Raw genomic sequence first — 18,592 nt, 5'->3', positions numbered from 1 at the left:
GCGGATTCTAGCGCAAAGCGTGGGCGGCTGCATCTGCCGGCCTGGCGGTGCCGTCAGTCGGCCTGGTCCATGCCCTGTTCCTGCTGGGCCAGCCGCCAGCCGCCGAGATCCTTGTAGCGGTTGACCATCGCGCAGAACAGCTCAGCGGTGCGCTCGGTATCGTAGCGCGCCGAGTGTGCAGCCTCGTTGTCAAAGGCGATGCCGGCTGCACGGCAGGCCCGGGCGAGCACCGTCTGGCCGTACACCAGCCCGGCAAGCGAGGCGGTGTCAAAGCTGGAGAACGGATGAAACGGATTGCGCTTGATGCCGCAGCGGTTGACCGCGGCGTTGAGAAAACCGTGGTCAAAGGCGGCGTTGTGTCCCACCAAGACCGCACGCGTGCAGCCGTGAGCTTTGATCGCCTTGCGCACGGGGCGAAAAATGTTGCCCAGCGCTTCGCACTCGCCCAGCGCCACCTGCTGGCGCAGCGGGTCGTCAAGCCGAATGCCGGTGAAGTCCAGCGCCGCCTGTTCCACGTTGGCCCCTTCAAAAGGGCGAATATGGTGGGCGTAGGTGGCATCGGGCAACAGGTTGCCGTCCGGGTCCATGGTCAGCGTGACCGCCGCGATTTCCAGCAGCGCATCGCCTGCGGCATTAAAGCCGCCGGTTTCCAGATCGATCACGACCGGCAAGTAACTGCGAAAACGCTGGGCCATTAGATCGCGGGCAATTGCCTCGCTCATGCAGCTCTCCTGATTGGCAGAGGGTGGGCAGGTGGAATAGCGGACATTACAAAGGCCGCGCGCCGGCGGGCTGGCGACAAACGCCCGAGATTCTAGCAGCTTTTCCCGCGTGCTTTATACGCGCGGGGCGCTTGCGGTATTCGCCGGCGCCCCGGGGCGCTATACTTGGCGTTTGATTTTGACCCGTTTTTTTCATAAGGAGCACACGATGTCCGATGTCAAAAAGGTGGTTCTGGCCTATTCAGGCGGCCTGGACACGTCCGTTATCGTCAAATGGCTGCAGGAAACGTACGGCTGCGAGGTGGTCACCTTTACCGCCGACATCGGCCAGGGCGAAGAAGTTGAGCCGGCACGCGCCAAGGCCGAGGCGCTGGGCGTCAAGGAAATCTACATCGAAGACCTGCGCGAAGAGTTTGTTCGCGACTACGTCTTCCCCATGTTCCGCGCCAACACCGTCTACGAAGGCGAATACCTGCTGGGCACCTCCATTGCCCGCCCGCTGATCGCCAAGCGTCTGGTGGAAATCGCCAACGAGACCGGCGCCGACGCCATCTCCCACGGCGCTACCGGCAAGGGCAACGACCAGGTACGCTTTGAACTGGGTGCCTACGCGCTCAAGCCCGGCGTCCAGGTGATCGCACCGTGGCGCGAATGGGACCTCAACTCCCGGGAAAAGCTCATGGCCTACTGCGAGCAGCACCAGATTCCGGTGGACTTCTCCGGTCAGAAGAAAAAGTCCCCGTACTCCATGGATGCCAACCTGCTGCACATCTCCTACGAAGGTGGCATTCTGGAAGACCCCTGGGCCGAAGCCGAAGAAGACATGTGGCGCTGGAGCGTATCGCCACAAGCCGCGCCGGAAACGCCCACCTACGTGGAGCTGACCTATGAAAACGGCGACATCGTCGCCATCGACGGCGAACGCCTGCGCGCTCACGAAGTGCTGGAAACGCTCAACAAGCTGGGCGGCGACAACGGTATCGGCCGTCTCGATATCGTCGAAAACCGCTACGTGGGCATGAAGTCCCGCGGCTGCTACGAAACGCCGGGAGGCACCATCATGCTCAGCGCCCACCGCGCCATCGAGTCGCTGACGCTGGACCGCGAAGAAGCCCACATGAAAGACCAGCTGATGCCCAAGTACGCCGAAGTGGTGTACAACGGCTATTGGTGGAGCCCTGAGCGCCGCATGCTCCAGGCCGCCATCGACGAGACCCAGAAAAACGTCTCCGGCGTGGTGCGCATGAAGCTCTACAAGGGCAGCGCTACCGTGGTGGGCCGCAAGTCCGAGGCGTCGCTGTTCGACGAGTCCATCGCTACCTTTGAAGACGACGAAGGCGCCTACGACCAGAAAGACGCCGAAGGCTTTATCAAGCTCAACGCCCTGCGTCTGCGCATTGCCGCCGGCAAGGGCCGCAAGCAAAGCTGAGCGGCGCCTGAAGCCGGTTGACGAGACGCGCCGCTGAGCCTGGTGCCCGGCGCGCATCGCGACAGGACGGCAAGGGCCTGGCCTTTGCCGTCCTGTGCCGTCAAGGGATGGCCGAACCGCCCAGGTGGGAGGATGACCATGCTGAAAAAACTGTTTTCTACCCTGTCCGGCAGCGCTGGGCGCGCCGAGCAAGCAAGCGCTGCACCGCCGGCCGAGCCGGTTGCCTACAAGGGCTATGTGATTATTGCTCAACCCGACATCGAGGACGGCCGGTTTCGCGTCAGCGGCGTGATCCAGCGGCCGCAGGACGACGGTGAAGCGCTGGAGCACCGCTTCGAGCGCTCTGACGTGCTGCCCGACCGCGAAAGCTGTGAAGCCATGACGGTGAGCAAAGCGCAGCGCTTTATCGACGAAACCGGCGAGGCCATGTTCGGTAGCGATCCGCGTCGCCGCGCCGACGGCGATAGCGACGCTCAATGACCGCTGTTCATAGCGGCTTCGGCCGGCTCGTCTGCGGCCAGGGGCAGCTCCAGCGTTAAACGAGCGCCGCCCAGCCGCGGGCCCGCGTCGGCCCACAGCCGGCCGCCCAGGTGGGCAACGATGCCCCGGCTGATGGCAAGCCCCAGCCCGCTGCCCCGGGGGCGGCCGCGCTTGTCGTCGTTGTGCTGCAGCTGATGGAACTTGTCGAACACCCGCTCGCGCTCCTCGGGGGAAATGCCCGGGCCGTTGTCCTCCACGCTCAGGCGGTAGCGGTTGCGATGACGCTCAAGGCGAATAAGCACCTCGGGAGCGTGGCGATCGGCAAACTTGCCGGCGTTGTCCAGCAAATTGATGATGACCTGCTCCAGCCGGTCGGCGTCGCCTGTGACCGTGGCCGGGCCGTCGCCGAGCTCGGCTGCCAGCGCGATGCCGCGTTGGCGGTGCAGCTGGGCCACGGCGTCCACGCTGCGCTGTGCCAGCACGGCGAGGTCGAGGTGCTCGGGGTTGAGCGTCAAACGTCCGCTTTCCAGCCGGGCAAGATCAAGAATTTCTTCGATCAGCCGGGAAAGGCGCTGGCTTTCGTGAACGATAACGTCAAGAAAATGGCGGCGCCTGTCGGCGTCCAGGCCGTCGTCGCCGTGAAGAATTTCCGCGAAGGCGCGGATGGACGTCAGCGGCGTGCGCAGCTCGTGGCTGACCGTGGCGATAAACTCGTCCTTGAGCCGGTCCAGCTCGCGTAGCCGGTCGTTGGCTTGGCGCAACGCTTCGCTGGCGCGTTCCAGCTCGGCGGATTTCTGCTCCAGCCGGCGGTTGTACTCCAGCGTCTGAGAGGTGGTATCCAAAATGCTGAGGATGGAGGCCAGGTCCAGCGCTTCGCCGCGCACCACGGAGTTGATCAGCACCCGAGCCGAGGCGTTGCCCAGCGAGCCGGCCAGCGCCTGCTCGGCGCGGGTGATCAGCCGCGGCGAGGCCGCGCGGCTGTCGCCGTCGCCGCCGTCGCCGCCGTCGCCGGCATCGACAAAAACACGCTCAATGGCGGCGTCACCCAGGTAGCGGCGCAGCAGCCCGCCGAGCTCTCCTCGCGTGGTCTGCCCTTGCCACAGCGAAGCGCTGGGCAGGTTGGGGTGCAGCGCTTCGGTAAACAGCGCCGCCTGGGTCTGCTCCAGCGCCGTGGGCCGGGTAAACAGCGACACCCCGACGAACAGCCCAAGGTTGGCCAGCAGGCTCCACAGCAGCGCGTGGGTGTAGATGTCCCAGCCCTCAAGGCCGAACAGCGCGTAAGGCTTGAGCCAGCCCACGCCCAGCGGCCCTTGATGAATCAGCGCGGCGTCAAGCCAGCCGGACTGGGCAAAGCCCGGCAGCAGCAGGGTGTACCCCCAAAGGCAAAAGCCGGCGCCCAGCCCCCACAGCGCGCCGGCCCGTGTGGCCCCGCGCCAGTAAAGGCCAACCAGCAGCGCCGGGGCAAACTGCGCGGCGCCCACAAAGGAAACGAGCCCAATGGTGACCAGGCTGTAGGCGTCGCCGATCAGCGCGTGATACACGTAGCCCAGCAGCAGAATCACCACGATGGCCACCCGGCGAATGCCCAGCAGCCAGGCGGCCAGCCGGCCCGTACCGCTCAAGTGCAGGCGCTGAAACCGCAGGAGCAAAGGCATTACCAGCTGGTTGCTGACCATGGTCGACAGCGCAATGGTTTCGACGATCATCATCCCGGTGGCGGCGGACAGCCCGCCGATGAACACCAGCAGCGGCAGCGCCTCGGCGCCCGCCGCGAGCGGCAGGGTGAGCACAAAGCTGTCCGGATCGGCGCCGTCGCCGCCCAGCAGCAGCCCGGCAAGGGCGATAGGCACTACGAACAGGTTGATCAGCAAAAGATACAGCGGAAAGACCCAGCTGGCGCGGTCGATGTGGGTTTCGTCGACGTTTTCCACCACCAGCACCTGAAACTGGCGCGGCAGGGTGAGAAAGGCCAGCACGGCCAGAATCAGCACGCCCACCCAGCCGGTGGCGCCGCCGGGCACCTGCTCAAGCCCCAGTACCTGAGAGAGCGCCGGCGTGCTGGCCACCTGGCCGAACAGATCGCCGGGGCCGTTGAACATCACAAACACCACGAAGATGCCCACGGCAAGAAACGCCACCAGCTTGACCAGCGACTCCACGGCAATGGCCGCGACCATGCCTTCGTGGCGCTCGCTGGCGTCCAGGTGGCGGGTGCCGAACAGAATGATGAACACCGCCAGCACCAGCGCCACCCAGAAGGACTTGTCGATCCAGAAGCTCGGCTGATCCAGGGCGGCATCGGCCGGCGCGGGGTAGTTGACCAGCACGGCATGGCTGACGGTGATGGCCTTGAGCTGCAGGGCGATATAGGGCGTGCTGGTGATCAGCGCCATCAGCGCGACCACCGCGCCCAGCCCGGCGCTCTTGCCGTAGCGAGCGCTGATAAAGTCGGCAATCGAGGTGATGCGCTGGCGGGCGGCGATGCGCACCATCTTGCGGATGACAAAGGGCGCGGCCAGCATGGCAAGCGTCGGCCCCAGATAGATCAGCAGAAAGTGCGGCCCCTGGGACGAGGCGCGTCCGACGCTTCCGTAGAACGTCCAGGCGGTGCAGTACACGGCGATGGACAGCGCATACACCGTGGGCGAGCCGATGGCCGAGCGCCCGGCCTCGGCGCGGCGGTCGCCCCAGGCGGCTACCACGAACAGCAGCGCCAGGTAGCCAAAGGCCGCCGCGAGAATGAAAGCCTCATGCCGCATGGCTCACCGGTCCCGGCCGCGCGCCCTGCGGCTTTCCATAAGCCAAGCGGCCAGCCCGATCACCCCGGCCCAGGCGCCGAACAGGTAGAGTACCCCCTCGATGCCGGTGGCCGAGGCCATACGATCCACGACCAGCAGCAGCGGCGGGCTGAACAGGATTGCCGCGGCGACAAGCAGTGCGCCAAGGCGCTCGCCGCGCCGCGAACGCTGGCGTAGCGGTGTCGTCATGGTGCGGTGGCATCCTCGCTATCAACGGCGTTGGCCTGCAGGGCCAGCAGCGTTTCCAGCGTATCGATGCCGCGGGCTTCCAGCCGCGGCAGCAGGGCCAGCCACAGCGCGGCGGTCACCCGGGCATCGCCCAGCGCGGTGTGGCGCGTACCGGGAGGAAAGTCGATGGCGTAGCGCGCGGCCAGGCTGTCCAGGTCGTGGCCGTCCAGGGCTTCGTCCAGCGCCCGGGAAAGCAGCAGGGTATCCAGCACCGGCATGTCAAAGTCGATGCCCTGATGGCTGATGGCGAGCATGTCAAAAGAGGCGTTGTGGGCCAGCAGCACGGCGTCGCCGAGGTAGTCGCGAAACTCGCTCAGCACCGCGTCAAGGGGCGGGGCATCGCTTACGTCGGCGTCGCTGATGCCGTGAATGGCGGTGCTTTCCGCGGGGATCGGGCGGCCCGGATTGACGCGGCGGGCGAAGGTATCGTCGGCCAGTACGCGGGCGTTGACGATGCGGCATGCCCCCAGGCTGACCACGCGATCGCCCTGGCGCAAGGCAAGACCTGTGGTTTCGGTATCAAAGGCGACGATTTCCAGGCTGCGCAGGGCGAGCCCGGCTCGGGGTTCGTCCGGTGAAGGCAGCCGGGCAATGCCGAAGTCGTGAAACTCCGGGCGCGGCGGCACGGCCTGCAGCGGCGGGCCGGCCCGTTCACTGGCGGGCAGCGGCAGGCGCAGGCGCGCGCGCTTGCCGTCGGCATCGGCCAGACTCCACATCTCGCTGGCGTGCTGGCGCAGCACTTCGCCGGCGGTAGGTGAAAGCGGTAGACGATTCAGCGCCAGGCGCTGCCAGCGGGCCAGCTCAGCGTTGGGCACGGCGCGGCCGTGCCAGATCAAATCGAGATAGACCTGTTTGTTGCCCAGCGTGATTTCGCCTTCGAGCGGTTTGCCCTCGGCGTCGGCAATAGCCGGACCGCCGGCAGCGCACTGCGCCTGAAGGTAGTGCAAAAGCGAATCAAGCAGGGCGATCAGCGCCGGGGCGTCGCCCTGAAACCAGGCCGGCATACCCACCGGGGTGATCAGCCGTTGCGCCGGGTCGAGCTGTTCGTCCAGCGCCTGCCAGAAATCGTTGGACCAGATAGGCGAGAGCTGCTCGCCCTGGCGCTGCATGTCGTCGACAAGCCGGCTCAGCCGGGCAATGCTTTCGCCAAGCGCCGGCCCGTCTTCGTCAATGGCCCGGGCCAGGCGCTGGCGCAGCGTGTCGGCTTCAAGGCCGCCCAGCTCTTTGAGCGCATCGGCAGCGCCGGTAAGGCCGGCGGCGCGGCGGCGCAGATCGCCAAGCCCGGCGGCAAGCTCGGCGCGCACGCCCATTTCGGTACGCCAGGCGTGGGTGGCGTCTTCCAGTGTGATCAGACTTTCCCCGTCGCTCTGTGCGACCCGGCGCAGCGTGGCCTTGAGCCAGCGCGTGCCGCGGGGAAGGAGCACCTTGCGCGGTGTGCCGTCGGCGGGCAGCCGGTCAAGGGTGCCGTGCAGGCTGGCCGCCGGCAGCAGCGCGTCTATGCGCTTGCCCAGCCCCGGGGCCGGCTCGCCGTCAAAGAAGTGTTCGGCGGCGGCGTTGAACAGCAAAATACGGCGGTGGCGATCGCACAGCAGCAGCGGCGTGTGCAGGGTTTGCAGCAGCGCTTCCAGCCGCTGGCGGGTGCCGGCGGCTTCCCGGGCGCCTTCGCTGCGGGCATCGGCCAGGCGCGTGCGGTCGGCCTGCCAGCTTTCCTGCACGCGGGCAAGATCCGGCCCCAGTCCGGCCAGCCAGCCTTCCGGCGGGCGCTTTTCGTGTGCATCCGGGCTGGCGACCAGCCGTGCCAGCTGCGCCTGAAGATGGCGCAGCGGCGTGAACAGCATACGTTCGAGCACCAGCCCGGCGAGCAGAAGGGTCGCCCCGCCGGAGAAACACCCCAGCCACAGCACGGCGCGTGCCCAGCCGTCGGCGCCCAGCCGGGTGTCCAGCCAGGCGGCAAACAGCGCGCCGCCGGCCAGGCTGCCGCCGCTGAGCACAAGCCACAGGCCCACCAGCCGCTGGCGGCGGGGCAGCCCGCGGCGCTCACGGCGTGTCATGATCGGTCTCCGCCAGCAGGGCGCTGACCTTGTCGACCAGCGCGCGGGTGGAAAACGGCTTGGTGATGTAGTCGTCGGCGCCCAGCGCCATGCCTTTTTCCCGCTCGACCTCGCGGCCGTGGGCGGTGAGCATGATGATCGGCAGCGCGCGGGTGGCGTCGTTGCCGCGCAGCCGCTCCAGCACGTCAAAGCCGCTGATGCCGGGCAGGCTGATGTCGAGCAGCACCAGGTCCGGCGGGGCGGTATCAACGTGTTCAAGGGCGCTTTCACCGTCGCCGGCGGTGGTGACCGTAAATCCGGCCTGCTGGATTAGAAATTCAAGCGAAAGCAGGATGTTGGGTTCGTCGTCTACCACCAGTACCTTAGCCTGTGCCATGGCGTTCTCCCGCGGCGTTGTTGTGGCGTTGTTGCAGCGCTATAGAGCGGCAGTGCCGTATTGGCAGTCTAGGCACCGGATGCGCCGACGGCCAAGGCGACCTTGGCCGAATGCCGGGGGTAGCTATACCGCCAACAAGGGCGAAGGCGGCGGGTGTGGGGCAAGGCTGAGCGGCGTTACAGCTCGGTTTTTTCGGGGTAGTCGCAAAGATCTTCGATAAGGCAGCTGCCGCAGCGGGGCTTGCGTGCGATACAGGTATAGCGGCCGTGCAAAATCAGCCAGTGGTGGGCGTCGCGCTTGAACGCGCGCGGCACGTGGCGCAAAAGCTTGTGCTCGACTTCTACCACGTTTTTGCCCGGGGCCAGCCCGGTGCGGTTGGCAACGCGAAAGATATGCGTATCCACGGCGATGGTGGGCATGCCAAACGCCGTGTTGAGGATGACGTTGGCGGTTTTGCGCCCGACCCCGGGCAGCGCTTCCAGGGCTTTGCGCGTGCGCGGGACCTCGCCTGCGTGCTTTTCCACCAGCAGGCGGCAGGTTTTCATCAGGTTTTCGGCCTTGGTGTTGTAAAGGCCGATGGTTTTGATGTGCGCTTTCAAGTCGTCAACGCCCAGATCGATGATTGCCTGGGGCGTGTTGGCCGCGGGAAACAGCCTGGCCGTGGCCTTGTTGACGCTCACGTCGGTGGCCTGGGCGGAGAGCAGCACCGCGGTGAGCAGTTCAAACGGCGTGGTCCAGTTGAGCTCGGTTTGCGGGTGCGGGTTTGCCGCTTGCAGCCGGGCAAAGATCTCGTAGCGCTTCTGCGCGTTCATGGCGTCTTCTCTGATTCGTCGGCGGCGTTGTCCAGTGCTTTTCGCGCGTCAGCCAGCAGGCGCTCGGCTTTGGGCAGCTGCGCTCGGGCGGTGGCTTCGGCATTTGCGTCTTGGCGGCGCACGGCGCTGTCGCGCTGCTGCTGCACGCGCCTGAGCGCCTGCTCGGCGGCGCGCACGGCAAGCTTTTTCTGGCGCAGCGCGGCCGCTTGGCCGTCGCTTGCTGAACCAGCTTGCGGGGTGCGGCGCTTTTGCAGGCGCCGCCGGCGCTTTTCCTGACGCTTTTCTCGGGCTTCGCGCTCAAGGCGTGCCTGGCGCGCGCGGTGGCGCATCCGCCCCAGCTCGGCGCGGCGCTCCAGAAAGGTGTGCTGCTCGGCTTCGCTTGTGGCCGCCTGCCAGCCGGGGTGGGCCACCATGTCGATGCAGTCTACCGGGCAGGGTGCTACGCACAGCTCGCAGCCGGTGCACTCGTCGGTAATCACCGTGTGCATGCGCTTGGCCGCGCCGAGAATGGCATCCACCGGGCAGGCCTGAATACATTTGGTGCAGCCAATGCATTCGTCCTCGCGGATGACGGCGGCCAGCGGCGGCTGGGCCGGTTCGGCAAGCGTCTGGGGCGGCTGGCCGGTCAGCTCGATAAGCCGTTCAAGGGTGGCCTCGCCGCCGGGCGGGCAGCGGTTGACCGGCTCGCCCTCGGCGATGGCGCGGGCGTAGGGCAAGCAGCCGTCAAAGCCGCACTTGCCGCACTGGGTCTGGGGCAGCAGGGCATCGACGGCTTCGATCAGCGAGGCGTTGCGACTCATGGGGCAGCCACTCAGGTCACGCGCTGGCCGGGCTCGGCGCCGTCGTCCGGCGAGAGCAGGTAGATGCCGGCGTCGTTGGCGGACGCCAGCACCATGCCTTCGGAGACGCCAAAGCGCATCTTGCGCGGTGCCAGGTTGGCTACCATGATCGTCAGCCGGCCCTCCAGCGCTTCCGGGGCGTAGGACGAGCGGATGCCGGAGAACACGTTGCGCGTCTCGCCGCCCAGATCCAGGGTCAGCTGCAGGAGCTTGTCGGCGCCTTTGACGTAGGAAGCGCGGGCAATGCGGGCAATGCGCAGATCGACCCTGGTGAAGTCGTCAAAGCTGATTTCCTCGGCGATGGGGTCGTCCACCAGCGGGCCTTTGGGGGCGTCCTTGAGCTTTTGCTCGGCGGCGATGTCTTCTTTTGACGCCTCGATCATCGCATCGATCCTGTCGCGTTCAACGCGGGTCATCAGCGGTTTGAACTTGTTGATGGCATGCTCGGTCAGCACTTCGTGGCGGCTTGCCCAGCTCAGGGTGTCGAGCTTGAGGAACGCCTGGGCCTGCTCGGCCATGGCCGGCACGACCGGGGCGAGATAGACCATCAGCTGGCGGAACAGATTGATGCCCACCGAGCAGATGTCGAGCACTTCCTGTTCGCGGCCGTCCTGCTTGGCCAGCACCCAGGGCTCGGCCTCGGCGATGTAGGTGTTGGCCTCGTCGGCCAGCTCCATCACCCGGCGCATGGCGCGGCCGAATTCGCGGGTTTCGTAGTGTTCGGCGATGTCGTCGCCGGCTTCGATAAAGCGCGCCACCATGGCGGGTTCGGCGCAGTGCGCGGAAAGCGTGCCGCCGCCGAGCTTTTTGACAAAGCCGGCGCAGCGGCTGGCGATGTTGACCACCTTGCCCACCAGATCCGAGTTCACTCGGGCGGCGAAGTCGTCCAGGTTGAGGTCGAGGTCATCAATGCGCGAAGTCAGCTTGGCGGCAAAATAGTAGCGCAGGTATTCCGGATTGAGGTGGTCGGCGTAGGTGGCCGCCTTGATAAAGGTACCCCGAGACTTGGACATCTTGGCGCCGTCCACGGTAACAAAGCCGTGGCAGTTCACTGCGGTGGGCGTGCGAAAGCCTGCGCCGTGAAGCATGGCCGGCCAGAACAGCGCGTGGAAATAGACAATGTCCTTGCCGATGAAGTGGTACACCTCGGCGTCGGAGTCCGGCTTCCAGTAGCTGTCGAAATCCAGCCCTTCGCGCTCGCAAAGGTTTTTGAAACTCGCCAGGTAGCCGATGGGCGCGTCCAGCCAGACGTAGAAATACTTGCCCGGGGCGTCGGGAATTTCGAAGCCGAAGTAGGGCGCATCCCGGGAGATGTCCCACTCGTTGAAGCCGTCCTCGAACCACTCCATGAGCTTGTTGCGAATCTGCGGCTGGACGCGATCGTCGTTGATCCAGCGCTGCATGAAATCGGCAAAGTCCGGCAGTTTGAAAAAGTAGTGGGTCGAGCCTCTGACCTCGGGCGTCGCGCCGGAGATCGCCGACACCGGGTCGATCAGCTCTGCCGGGGTGTAGGTCGCGCCGCAGGCTTCGCAGTTATCGCCGTACTGATCGTCGGCGTGGCACTTGGGGCAGGTGCCCTTGATAAAGCGGTCGGCGAGAAACAGGCCGCGCTCGGGGTCATACATCTGCTCGATATCGCGGGTGGCGATGTGGCCGGCGTCGCGCAGGCGCGTGTAGATCAGCTCGCTGAACGCGCGGTTTTCTGCCGAGTGGGTGGAGTAGTAGTTGTCAAACGCCACGCCGAACCGGGCAAAGTCTTGCTGGTGATCCCGAGAGACGCGCGCAATCAGCGCTTCCGGTGTAATGCCTTCCTGCTCGGCGCGCAGCATGATCGCGGTGCCGTGGGCGTCGTCGGCGCAGACGTAATGGCACTGCTGGCCGCGGCTTTTCTGAAAGCGTACCCAGATATCGGTCTGGATATACTCAAGCAGGTGGCCCAGGTGGATATCACCGTTGGCGTAGGGGAGCGCGCTGGTAACCAGAATCTGGCGCGTGGCGGTGTTAGGCATGGGAAATGAAGCTTCCGTTAACGTCAGGCTAGGGAAAGGAAAAAGCGCCGGCACTACGCCGCAGCGCGGCGGTGCCCGGGGCTGGCGCGCAGCCCGCCGGTGGCCGGATCAGTAAAGCGCCTGCTCTTCGAGTACAACTTCGCGCAGCAAGGCGAGAAACAACCGGTCGGCCTCGGAGTGCTCGGCGGGATCTTCCGGGATATGCACGCTGGTGGTGTCGGAGATTTCGTTGGCGACGCGCGCCATGCTCTCGGCGCCGCCGCCGTTGTCGAGCTCGCGGCGGGCAACGGCCAGCGACTGCTCAAGAATGTTGGGATCTTGTAACAGCTTGCGGATAAAGCCCTGCAGCTCGTTGATAATGCGTGTTTTCTGAATTTCTGAAGCGGACATGAGTCGTCTCCTCGATACACCGTGCCTTGATATGCCGTGTCTTGCACATGCCCCGCGGGCCGGGCCGCAGGGCGCTGTGACCATAGCATTTTTTGCCCTGCCACGCAGGGCGCAAGCGGCTAGCGCGTAAGCCGGCCGGCCTTGTGCTTGACCGGGTTGGCGTACTGCGCCAGCCAGTAGGGGCGCAGCTCTTCCGGCACCTCAGCGAGCCGCTTGGCGAAGCGCTCGCGGTCGGCTGTGGTAATGGCCGTGTGCGAGACCAGCTCCGGCGCCTCGCCCAGGGCTTCAAGGGCCAGGTAGTGGGTGGGAAAAAGCCGGTAGCCGCCGATGACCTGGCGGTCGATCTCGGCGGCGACTTCCTCAGCGCTGCCGGCGTCGGCCCCCAGCGGTGTGCCAAAGTTCAGCTGCACACGGCCCTTGTCGCCGGTGATGCCGGCTACGATGGAGGCGATATCTTCAAACTCGCTTTTAGCGTAGCCGCCCTGGGTGTCCAGATCAAAAAGCTCGCGCGCTTTTTGCACGTCGCAAGGGTCGAGTTCGTAGCTGATGGCGACCGGCACAATGCGCAGCTCAGCAATGGCCTCGCCGGTGCTGGCCTGTTTGTCGGCGCGCCGCCGGGCCATGGTCAGCATCTTGATGATGGCCGGGCCGGTGAGGTCAACGCCGTTTTTGGCGCGGCCTTCGCGCTGGGCCATCCAGATCGAGTGGTTGTCCGCGGTGATCGAGTGGCGAATGTAGTCCGAAAGGTTCTGGTAGGCGGCCAGCATGGCGCGCTTGCCTCGGGCGCTGCGCGGCACGATAAAGCTTTTGTTGAGCCGCATCAGGTCGGTGACGTAGGGCTTTTTCAGCAGGTTGTCGCCGATGGCGATGCGCACGGTGTTGCGCCCGGCCTGGTAGAGCGCGTAGTTGACAAACGCCGGGTCGAGCGAAATATCCCGATGGTTGCCGATGAACAGATACGCGGTGTGCGGGTCCAGCTGCTCAAGGCCGACGACGTTAAAGGCATCGGTGCTGCTTTGAATCATGCGGTTCATATAGCCGGCGATGCGCTGCTGAAAGGCGCGCACGTCGCGTACGCCCTGCACTTCGCGCCTTACCGCGCGGTTGGCCAGCAGGCGCGCCAGCGGCGGGGCGAGCTTGGCAAGCCTGGGCAGACGAAACTGCGTCAGCGCGTTGAGCAGCTCGTTGTCCCGGGCCAGGCGCTGGAGTACGGCCTCGACCTCGGCATCGGTATAGGGGCGAATATCCGCCCAGGGGTCGGAAGCGGCGTGAGAAGGTGCTGTGTGATGCGTCATGGGTTCCGTTCCGTCGGCGGTAGGGCAAAGGTAGTGCGGCAGCGGTAGACGAAAGCTTGTGTAGACGAAAGCCTGTGCGCCGGTGTCAGGCGGCGTCGCCGGTGCGCGCTTCGCCGCCCAGCCATTCGAGCAGGCGCGCGGTATCATCGGCAAGCGCCTGGGCCATGAGGATGAAGTCGGTTTCCAGCCGCGCCAGGGCGTCGTCGCCGTCGTCGGCGTGGTCGGCTTCTTCGATCAGCGCATCGCCAAAGCGCAGGGATTTCAGCGCCAGCTCATCGGTGAGCACGAAATTCAGCCGGCCGTCGATGCCCAGCGCCAGCTTGCTGGCTTGGCGGCCGCTTTCCAGAAGCTGCTGCATGTCGTCGCCGTCCAGGTCCACCTGACGGGCGCGCAGTACGCCGTCGTCGCCCTTGGCCTTGAGTTCGACCTGATCGCCCAGGCGCATATCGGCCGGACGGCTGCCGGGGTCGCCGAGCCATTCGGTCATGGCGCGAATGGGCAGGGTCTGCGCGCTCAGCGGGGTCACTTTCAAGCTGCCCAGCGTTTCGCGCAACAGATCCAGCACTTCTTCGGCCCGGGGCCGAGAGGCCGCGTTGATGCCTAAAAGCCCGCCGCGGCTGTCCCACCACAGGTCGATTTTCTGGCGTCGGATAAAGGCCTGGGGCAGCAGCGCTTCGGTGATTTCTTCTTTCAGCGCCGTCTTTTCCTGGCGTGTGACGCGGCGGCTTTCGGCCTGCTCGATGTCGGCTATGCGCTCCTCGACTTCTTCGCGCACCACGGCTGCCGGCAGCAGGCGCTCCTGGCGCAGCGCCGAGAGCAGCCGGTGGCCCTGAATGTCGTGGACGTACTGGCCGTTGCCGGCGCGGCCGGCCGGCGGTGTCCAGCCCAGCCGCCGGGCGTCGGCGCTGCCCAGCGCCACGGCGGCGTGGTCGCCAAGCACTTCGTCAAGCGCGGTGTGATCGATCTCGGGGGCGCCGTGCACGCGGTAGAGCAGCAGGTTTTTAAACCACATGTCGCCTGTCCTTGTGAGAACTGCGGGGGAGAAAAGGCGCACATTATGGCGAAAGCGCCTCCTTCCTGCCAGCCTGTCCCGGGTATTCGCACGATAATCCGGCGTGGTATCGCGGCCGGCGGCATGCGCCACGGCAGGCATCAAGGCGGCAGGCGCCATGAGCAAACTGCTGTCACGCACGGTCTTGCGGCTGCCCTTGGGCCGCCGGCAATGGTATGATGGGCAGATATTTGCGCGCCGTTGTCCGCTGTGCGTGCACGTCGTTAATTCGCCGTGCTGTACGCATAGCGCCAAGTAACGCAGTGCTCAACCACGCAGTGCAAAGGATCTGACTTTCATGGGTGACATCGCCAGAGACATTCTGCCCGTTAACATTGAAGACGAGCTTAAGCAGTCGTATCTCGACTATGCGATGAGCGTCATTATCGGTCGCGCGCTGCCCGACGTGCGCGACGGCCTAAAGCCCGTGCATCGGCGGGTGCTGTTCGCCATGCACGAGCTTGGCAACGACTGGAACAAGGCGTACAAGAAATCGGCGCGCGTGGTCGGCGATGTTATCGGTAAATATCACCCCCACGGCGACAGCGCGGTGTACGACACCATCGTGCGCATGGCCCAGGATTTTTCCATGCGCCACGTACTGGTGGACGGCCAGGGCAACTTCGGCTCCATTGACGGCGACAACGCCGCCGCCATGCGCTACACCGAGGTGCGCATGGCCAGGCTCTCCCACGAGCTGTTGGCCGATCTGGAAAAAGACACCGTCGACTGGGTCGACAACTACGACGGCACCGAGCGCATTCCTGACGTGCTGCCCACCCGGCTGCCCAATCTGCTGGTCAACGGCTCCTCGGGCATCGCGGTGGGCATGGCGACCAACATTCCGCCGCACAACATGAACGAAGTCATCGACGCTTGCCTGGCGCTGATCGACGACTATACGCTTTCCATCGACGACCTGATGGACTACGTGCCGGGGCCGGATTTCCCCACCGGCGGCATCATCAACGGCCGTGCGGGCATTCTTGACGCCTACCGCACCGGCCGCGGGCGGGTGTACGTGCGCGCGCGCCACACCATCGAGCACGACGACAAGACCGGCCGCGATCACATCATCGTCACCGAGCTTCCCTACCAGGTGAACAAGGCCCGGCTGATCGAGAAAATCGCCGAGCTGGTCAAGGAAAAGCGCATTGAGGGCATCGCTGAGCTTCGCGACGAGTCCGACAAGGACGGGCTGCGCGTGGTGATCGAGGCCAAGCGCGGCGAGTCCGGCGAGGTGCTGGTCAACAATCTTTTCGCCCAGACCCAGCTGCAAAACGTCTTTGGCATCAACATGGTGGCGCTGGAGAACGGCCAGCCCTATACGCTCAATCTCAAAGAGCTGCTGGAAGCCTTTGTTCGCCACCGCCGCGAAGTGGTCACCCGGCGCACGCTGTTTGAACTCAGAAAAGCCCGGGAGCGCGGCCATATCCTCGAAGGCCTGACCGTTGCTATCTCCAACATTGACGCGGTTATCGAGCTGATCAAGGCCTCGCCCAACGCCGCCGCCGCCCGAGAAAAGCTGATTGACGCCACCTGGCTGCCGGGTCAGGTCATCGATATGCTTGAACGCGCCGGGGCTACTTCGTGCAAGCCCGAGGATCTCGACGAAGGCTACGGCCTGAATCCGACGGCGAGCGCCTACCGGCTGTCACCGCCTCAGGCGCAGGCCATTCTGGAGCTGCGCCTGCACCGGCTGACCGGGCTGGAAACCGAAAAGCTGCTCGCCGAGTACGCCACCATTCTTGAGCGCATCGCCGAGCTTTCCGCGATTCTAGCCTCGCCGGACCGGCTGATGGAGGTGATCCGCGAAGAGCTGGTCGCCGTGCGCGACCAGTACGGCGACGCACGCCGCACCGATATTCAGGCCAGCCATCTGGATCTGTCCATCGAGGATTTGATCGCCGAGGAAGACATGGTGGTTACCGTGTCGCGCTCGGGCTACGCCAAGACCCAGCCGCTGTCGGACTATCAGGCCCAGCACCGCGGCGGGCGCGGCAAGTCCGCCACGGCGATGAAGGACGAAGACGTCATCGAGCACCTGCTGGTGGCCTCGACCCACGACACCGTGCTTTTGTTCTCCAACCGCGGCAAGGTCTACTGGCTCAAGGTCTACGAAATGCCCAACGCCAGCCGCGGCTCCCGGGGCAAGCCTTTGGTCAACCTGCTGCCGCTGGACGAGGGCGAGTCGATCAACGCCATCATGCCGGTGCGCGACTACGACGCCAGCCACTACATCTTTTTTGCCACCGCCAAAGGCACAGTCAAGCGCGTAAGCCTTGAGCAGTTCTCCCGGCCGCGCAGCGTAGGGCTGATCGCCATCGAGCTGGAAGACGACGACCGCCTGGTGGGGGCCAAGATTACCTCCGGCACCGACCACGCCATGCTGCTGTCGTCCAACGGCAAGGCGATTCGTTTCGAGGAGCGCGACGTTCGCGCCATGGGCCGTACCGCCCGGGGCGTGCGCGGCATGCGCCTGCAAGACGGCGCCGAGGTCATCAGCCTGATCATTCCCCAGCACCAGCAGATCGACGCCGAGGACGAGGGCGCCGACGCCGAGGCCGGCGAAGAGGCGCCGTCGCCGATCTACATCCTCACCGCCAGCGAGAACGGCTACGGCAAGCGCACCTCGCTTGGCGAATTCCCGCTGCGCGGGCGCGGCGGCCAGGGCGTGATCGCCATGCAGACAAGCGAACGCAACGGCGCGCTGGTGGCCGGCATGCAGGTCTACGACAGCGATGAAATGATGCTGATCACCGACCGCGGCACCCTGGTGCGCACCCGCGTTGACGAAGTTTCCACCACCTCGCGCAACACCCAGGGCGTGATGCTGATCCGCCTGGGCAAAGACGAGCACCTGGTCAAAACCGTGCGCGTGGACGAGCCGGGCGCACAGGACGATGAAAACGCAGACGACGAAGACGATAACGCGGCCGCCATTGACCCGGTGACAGAGAACGAGACAGGCCGCGCGATGCCCGACACAGCAGGCGAGGAGAGCAGCGATGAGCCGTAAGCATAACTTTTGCGCCGGCCCGGCGGCGCTGCCCACGAAGGTGCTGGAACGCGCCCGGGATGAAATGCTCGACTACCGCGGCTACGGCCTTTCCACCATGGAAATGAGCCATAGAAGCCCCGAGTTCACGGCCATTGCCGAACGCGCCGAGGCCGATCTGCGCACGCTGTTAAGCGTGCCGGATAACTACAAGGTGCTGTTTTTGCAGGGCGGGGCCACGCTGCAGTTCTCCATGCTGCCCATGAATCTTCTGGGCCGCGGCGGGCGTGCCAACTTTATTCAGACCGGCATCTGGAGCACCAAGGCGCTGACGGAGGCGCAGCGTTTGGGTGCGGACTGGCACGTCGCGGCCAACACCGAAGCCGAGGGCAACGTCGCCGTGCCGCGCCCGGATGCGCTGGATATGAGCGACGACGCCGCCTATCTGCACTACGCTGCCAACGAAACCATCGGCGGGCTGGCGTTTGACTACGTACCCCGGGGGCGCCGCCCGGACGGCGTCGAGGTGCCGGTGGTGTGCGATATGTCGTCGAGCATTCTTTCCGAGCCGCTGGACGTGTCGCAGTTCGGCGTGATTTACGCCGGCGCGCAGAAAAACATCGGCCCGGCGGGGCTGACGCTTGTTATCGTGCGCGACGACCTGCTGGAGCAGGCCCAGGCGATCATGCCCACCCCGATGCGCTACAGCGTCGTCGCCAAGGCCGGCTCCATGCTCAATACGCCGCCTACCTACGCCTGGTATCTGGCCGGGCTGGTTTTTGACTGGCTGAAAAACGACGTGGGCGGGCTGGCCGCCATGCACGCCATCAATCAGCGCAAGGCCGAAAAGCTCTACGCCGCCATTGATCAAAGCGCGTTCTACGCCAACCCCATCGCGCCGGCCAACCGCTCGCGGATGAACGTGCCTTTTACCCTGGCGGATGCGCGGCTGGACGGCGAATTTCTGCGCGAGGCCGACGCCGCCGGGCTGTTGAACCTGAAAGGCCATCGCAGCGTGGGCGGTATGCGGGCCAGCCTGTACAACGCGGTGCCTGAAGCTGCCGTGGACGCGCTGACCGCGTTCATGGCCGATTTTGAACAACGAAAAGGCTAA

Annotated in this window: 15 protein-coding genes; 4 read left to right on the top strand and 11 right to left on the bottom strand. The window is 65.4% G+C overall.

Annotated features, from left to right (window positions below; genetic code table 11):
• Nucleotides 1-53: 53 nt before the first annotated feature.
• On the bottom strand, nt 54-722 hold the full coding sequence (gene rnt / locus ACZ415_RS11350) for a ribonuclease T (protein ID WP_344704788.1): 669 nt from the start codon (nt 720-722) through the stop codon (nt 54-56).
• 208 nt (nt 723-930) lie between these two features.
• Here rnt and ACZ415_RS11345 point away from each other — a divergent pair, with 208 nt between their 5' ends.
• Together ACZ415_RS11345 and ACZ415_RS11340 are read left to right on the top strand one after the other, a co-directional pair.
• Nucleotides 931-2,151 (top strand): argininosuccinate synthase, encoded by a 1,221-nt coding sequence (locus ACZ415_RS11345; protein WP_344704787.1) that lies wholly within the window; start codon nt 931-933, stop codon nt 2,149-2,151.
• Nucleotides 2,152-2,283: 132 nt separating this feature from the next.
• Nucleotides 2,284-2,631, top strand: a complete 348-nt coding sequence (locus tag ACZ415_RS11340) for an HlyU family transcriptional regulator (RefSeq protein WP_344704786.1) — start codon at nt 2,284-2,286, stop codon at nt 2,629-2,631.
• On the opposite strand, the gene ACZ415_RS11335 is transcribed toward ACZ415_RS11340, so the two are convergent.
• The 10 genes from ACZ415_RS11335 to ACZ415_RS11290 all read right to left on the bottom strand — a co-directional run bounded on the left by ACZ415_RS11335 (nt 2,625) and on the right by ACZ415_RS11290 (nt 14,441).
• Nucleotides 2,625-5,390 (bottom strand): sensor histidine kinase, encoded by a 2,766-nt coding sequence (locus ACZ415_RS11335; protein ID WP_344704785.1) that lies wholly within the window; start codon nt 5,388-5,390, stop codon nt 2,625-2,627. The genes ACZ415_RS11340 and ACZ415_RS11335 overlap by 7 nt on opposite strands.
• 3 nt (nt 5,391-5,393) lie before the next feature.
• Entirely contained in the window at nt 5,394-5,618 is a 225-nt protein-coding gene (locus ACZ415_RS11330) for a hypothetical protein (RefSeq protein WP_344704784.1), read from the bottom strand.
• A complete protein-coding gene (locus ACZ415_RS11325) occupies nt 5,615-7,708 on the bottom strand; it encodes a 3'-5' exonuclease (protein ID WP_344704783.1) in 2,094 nt (697 codons plus the stop codon). The genes ACZ415_RS11330 and ACZ415_RS11325 overlap by 4 nt, the downstream gene beginning before the upstream one ends.
• A complete protein-coding gene (locus ACZ415_RS11320) occupies nt 7,695-8,084 on the bottom strand; it encodes a response regulator transcription factor (RefSeq protein ID WP_344704782.1) in 390 nt (129 codons plus the stop codon). Before ACZ415_RS11320 ends, ACZ415_RS11325 begins: the two co-directional genes overlap by 14 nt.
• A 176-nt stretch (nt 8,085-8,260) precedes the next feature.
• Nucleotides 8,261-8,896: an endonuclease III gene (gene nth / locus ACZ415_RS11315; protein WP_344704781.1), complete on the bottom strand. Its 636-nt coding sequence runs from the start codon at nt 8,894-8,896 to the stop codon at nt 8,261-8,263.
• Nucleotides 8,893-9,696, bottom strand: a complete 804-nt coding sequence (locus ACZ415_RS11310) for an RnfABCDGE type electron transport complex subunit B (protein ID WP_344704780.1) — start codon at nt 9,694-9,696, stop codon at nt 8,893-8,895. Before ACZ415_RS11310 ends, nth begins: the two co-directional genes overlap by 4 nt.
• 11 nt (nt 9,697-9,707) lie before the next feature.
• Nucleotides 9,708-11,744 (bottom strand): methionine--tRNA ligase, encoded by a 2,037-nt coding sequence (gene metG / locus ACZ415_RS11305; protein ID WP_344704779.1) that lies wholly within the window; start codon nt 11,742-11,744, stop codon nt 9,708-9,710.
• 108 nt (nt 11,745-11,852) lie between these two features.
• The gene (locus tag ACZ415_RS11300) at nt 11,853-12,134 is read right to left on the bottom strand and encodes a hypothetical protein (RefSeq protein WP_344704778.1); all 282 of its coding nucleotides are present in this window, start codon (nt 12,132-12,134) and stop codon (nt 11,853-11,855) included.
• 119 nt (nt 12,135-12,253) lie between these two features.
• Nucleotides 12,254-13,429: a 1-acyl-sn-glycerol-3-phosphate acyltransferase gene (locus tag ACZ415_RS11295; protein WP_344704777.1), complete on the bottom strand. Its 1,176-nt coding sequence runs from the start codon at nt 13,427-13,429 to the stop codon at nt 12,254-12,256.
• Nucleotides 13,430-13,514: 85 nt separating this feature from the next.
• Nucleotides 13,515-14,441: a recombination-associated protein RdgC gene (locus ACZ415_RS11290; protein ID WP_344704776.1), complete on the bottom strand. Its 927-nt coding sequence runs from the start codon at nt 14,439-14,441 to the stop codon at nt 13,515-13,517.
• A 337-nt stretch (nt 14,442-14,778) separates the two neighbouring features.
• Here ACZ415_RS11290 and gyrA point away from each other — a divergent pair, with 337 nt between their 5' ends.
• Together gyrA and serC are read left to right on the top strand one after the other, a co-directional pair.
• Complete coding sequence (gyrA, locus tag ACZ415_RS11285) at nt 14,779-17,499, top strand: DNA gyrase subunit A (RefSeq protein ID WP_344704775.1); 2,721 nt, start codon at nt 14,779-14,781, stop codon at nt 17,497-17,499.
• Nucleotides 17,489-18,592, top strand: a complete 1,104-nt coding sequence (gene serC, locus ACZ415_RS11280; protein WP_344704774.1) for a 3-phosphoserine/phosphohydroxythreonine transaminase — start codon at nt 17,489-17,491, stop codon at nt 18,590-18,592. Before gyrA ends, serC begins: the two co-directional genes overlap by 11 nt.

The organism is Halomonas cibimaris (genome assembly GCF_055379665.1).
This window is presented reverse-complemented; position numbering and strand designations above follow the sequence as displayed.

Excerpts from the sequence above, each read along its gene's own strand:
- ACZ415_RS11290 (WP_344704776.1), bottom strand. The coding sequence starts at position 14,441 with ATGTGGTTTAAAAACCTGCTGCTCTACCGCGTGCACGGCGCCCCCGAG.
- ACZ415_RS11335 (WP_344704785.1), bottom strand. The coding sequence starts at position 5,390 with ATGCGGCATGAGGCTTTCATTCTCGCGGCGGCCTTTGGCTACCTGGCG.
- ACZ415_RS11320 (WP_344704782.1), bottom strand. The coding sequence starts at position 8,084 with ATGGCACAGGCTAAGGTACTGGTGGTAGACGACGAACCCAACATCCTG.
- ACZ415_RS11345 (WP_344704787.1), top strand. The coding sequence starts at position 931 with ATGTCCGATGTCAAAAAGGTGGTTCTGGCCTATTCAGGCGGCCTGGAC.
- nth (WP_344704781.1), bottom strand. The coding sequence starts at position 8,896 with ATGAACGCGCAGAAGCGCTACGAGATCTTTGCCCGGCTGCAAGCGGCA.
- ACZ415_RS11295 (WP_344704777.1), bottom strand. The coding sequence starts at position 13,429 with ATGACGCATCACACAGCACCTTCTCACGCCGCTTCCGACCCCTGGGCG.
- rnt (WP_344704788.1), bottom strand. The coding sequence starts at position 722 with ATGAGCGAGGCAATTGCCCGCGATCTAATGGCCCAGCGTTTTCGCAGT.
- serC (WP_344704774.1), top strand. The coding sequence starts at position 17,489 with ATGAGCCGTAAGCATAACTTTTGCGCCGGCCCGGCGGCGCTGCCCACG.
- ACZ415_RS11330 (WP_344704784.1), bottom strand. The coding sequence starts at position 5,618 with ATGACGACACCGCTACGCCAGCGTTCGCGGCGCGGCGAGCGCCTTGGC.
- metG (WP_344704779.1), bottom strand. The coding sequence starts at position 11,744 with ATGCCTAACACCGCCACGCGCCAGATTCTGGTTACCAGCGCGCTCCCC.
- ACZ415_RS11300 (WP_344704778.1), bottom strand. The coding sequence starts at position 12,134 with ATGTCCGCTTCAGAAATTCAGAAAACACGCATTATCAACGAGCTGCAG.
- ACZ415_RS11325 (WP_344704783.1), bottom strand. The coding sequence starts at position 7,708 with ATGACACGCCGTGAGCGCCGCGGGCTGCCCCGCCGCCAGCGGCTGGTG.
- ACZ415_RS11340 (WP_344704786.1), top strand. The coding sequence starts at position 2,284 with ATGACCATGCTGAAAAAACTGTTTTCTACCCTGTCCGGCAGCGCTGGG.
- gyrA (WP_344704775.1), top strand. The coding sequence starts at position 14,779 with ATGGGTGACATCGCCAGAGACATTCTGCCCGTTAACATTGAAGACGAG.
- ACZ415_RS11310 (WP_344704780.1), bottom strand. The coding sequence starts at position 9,696 with ATGAGTCGCAACGCCTCGCTGATCGAAGCCGTCGATGCCCTGCTGCCC.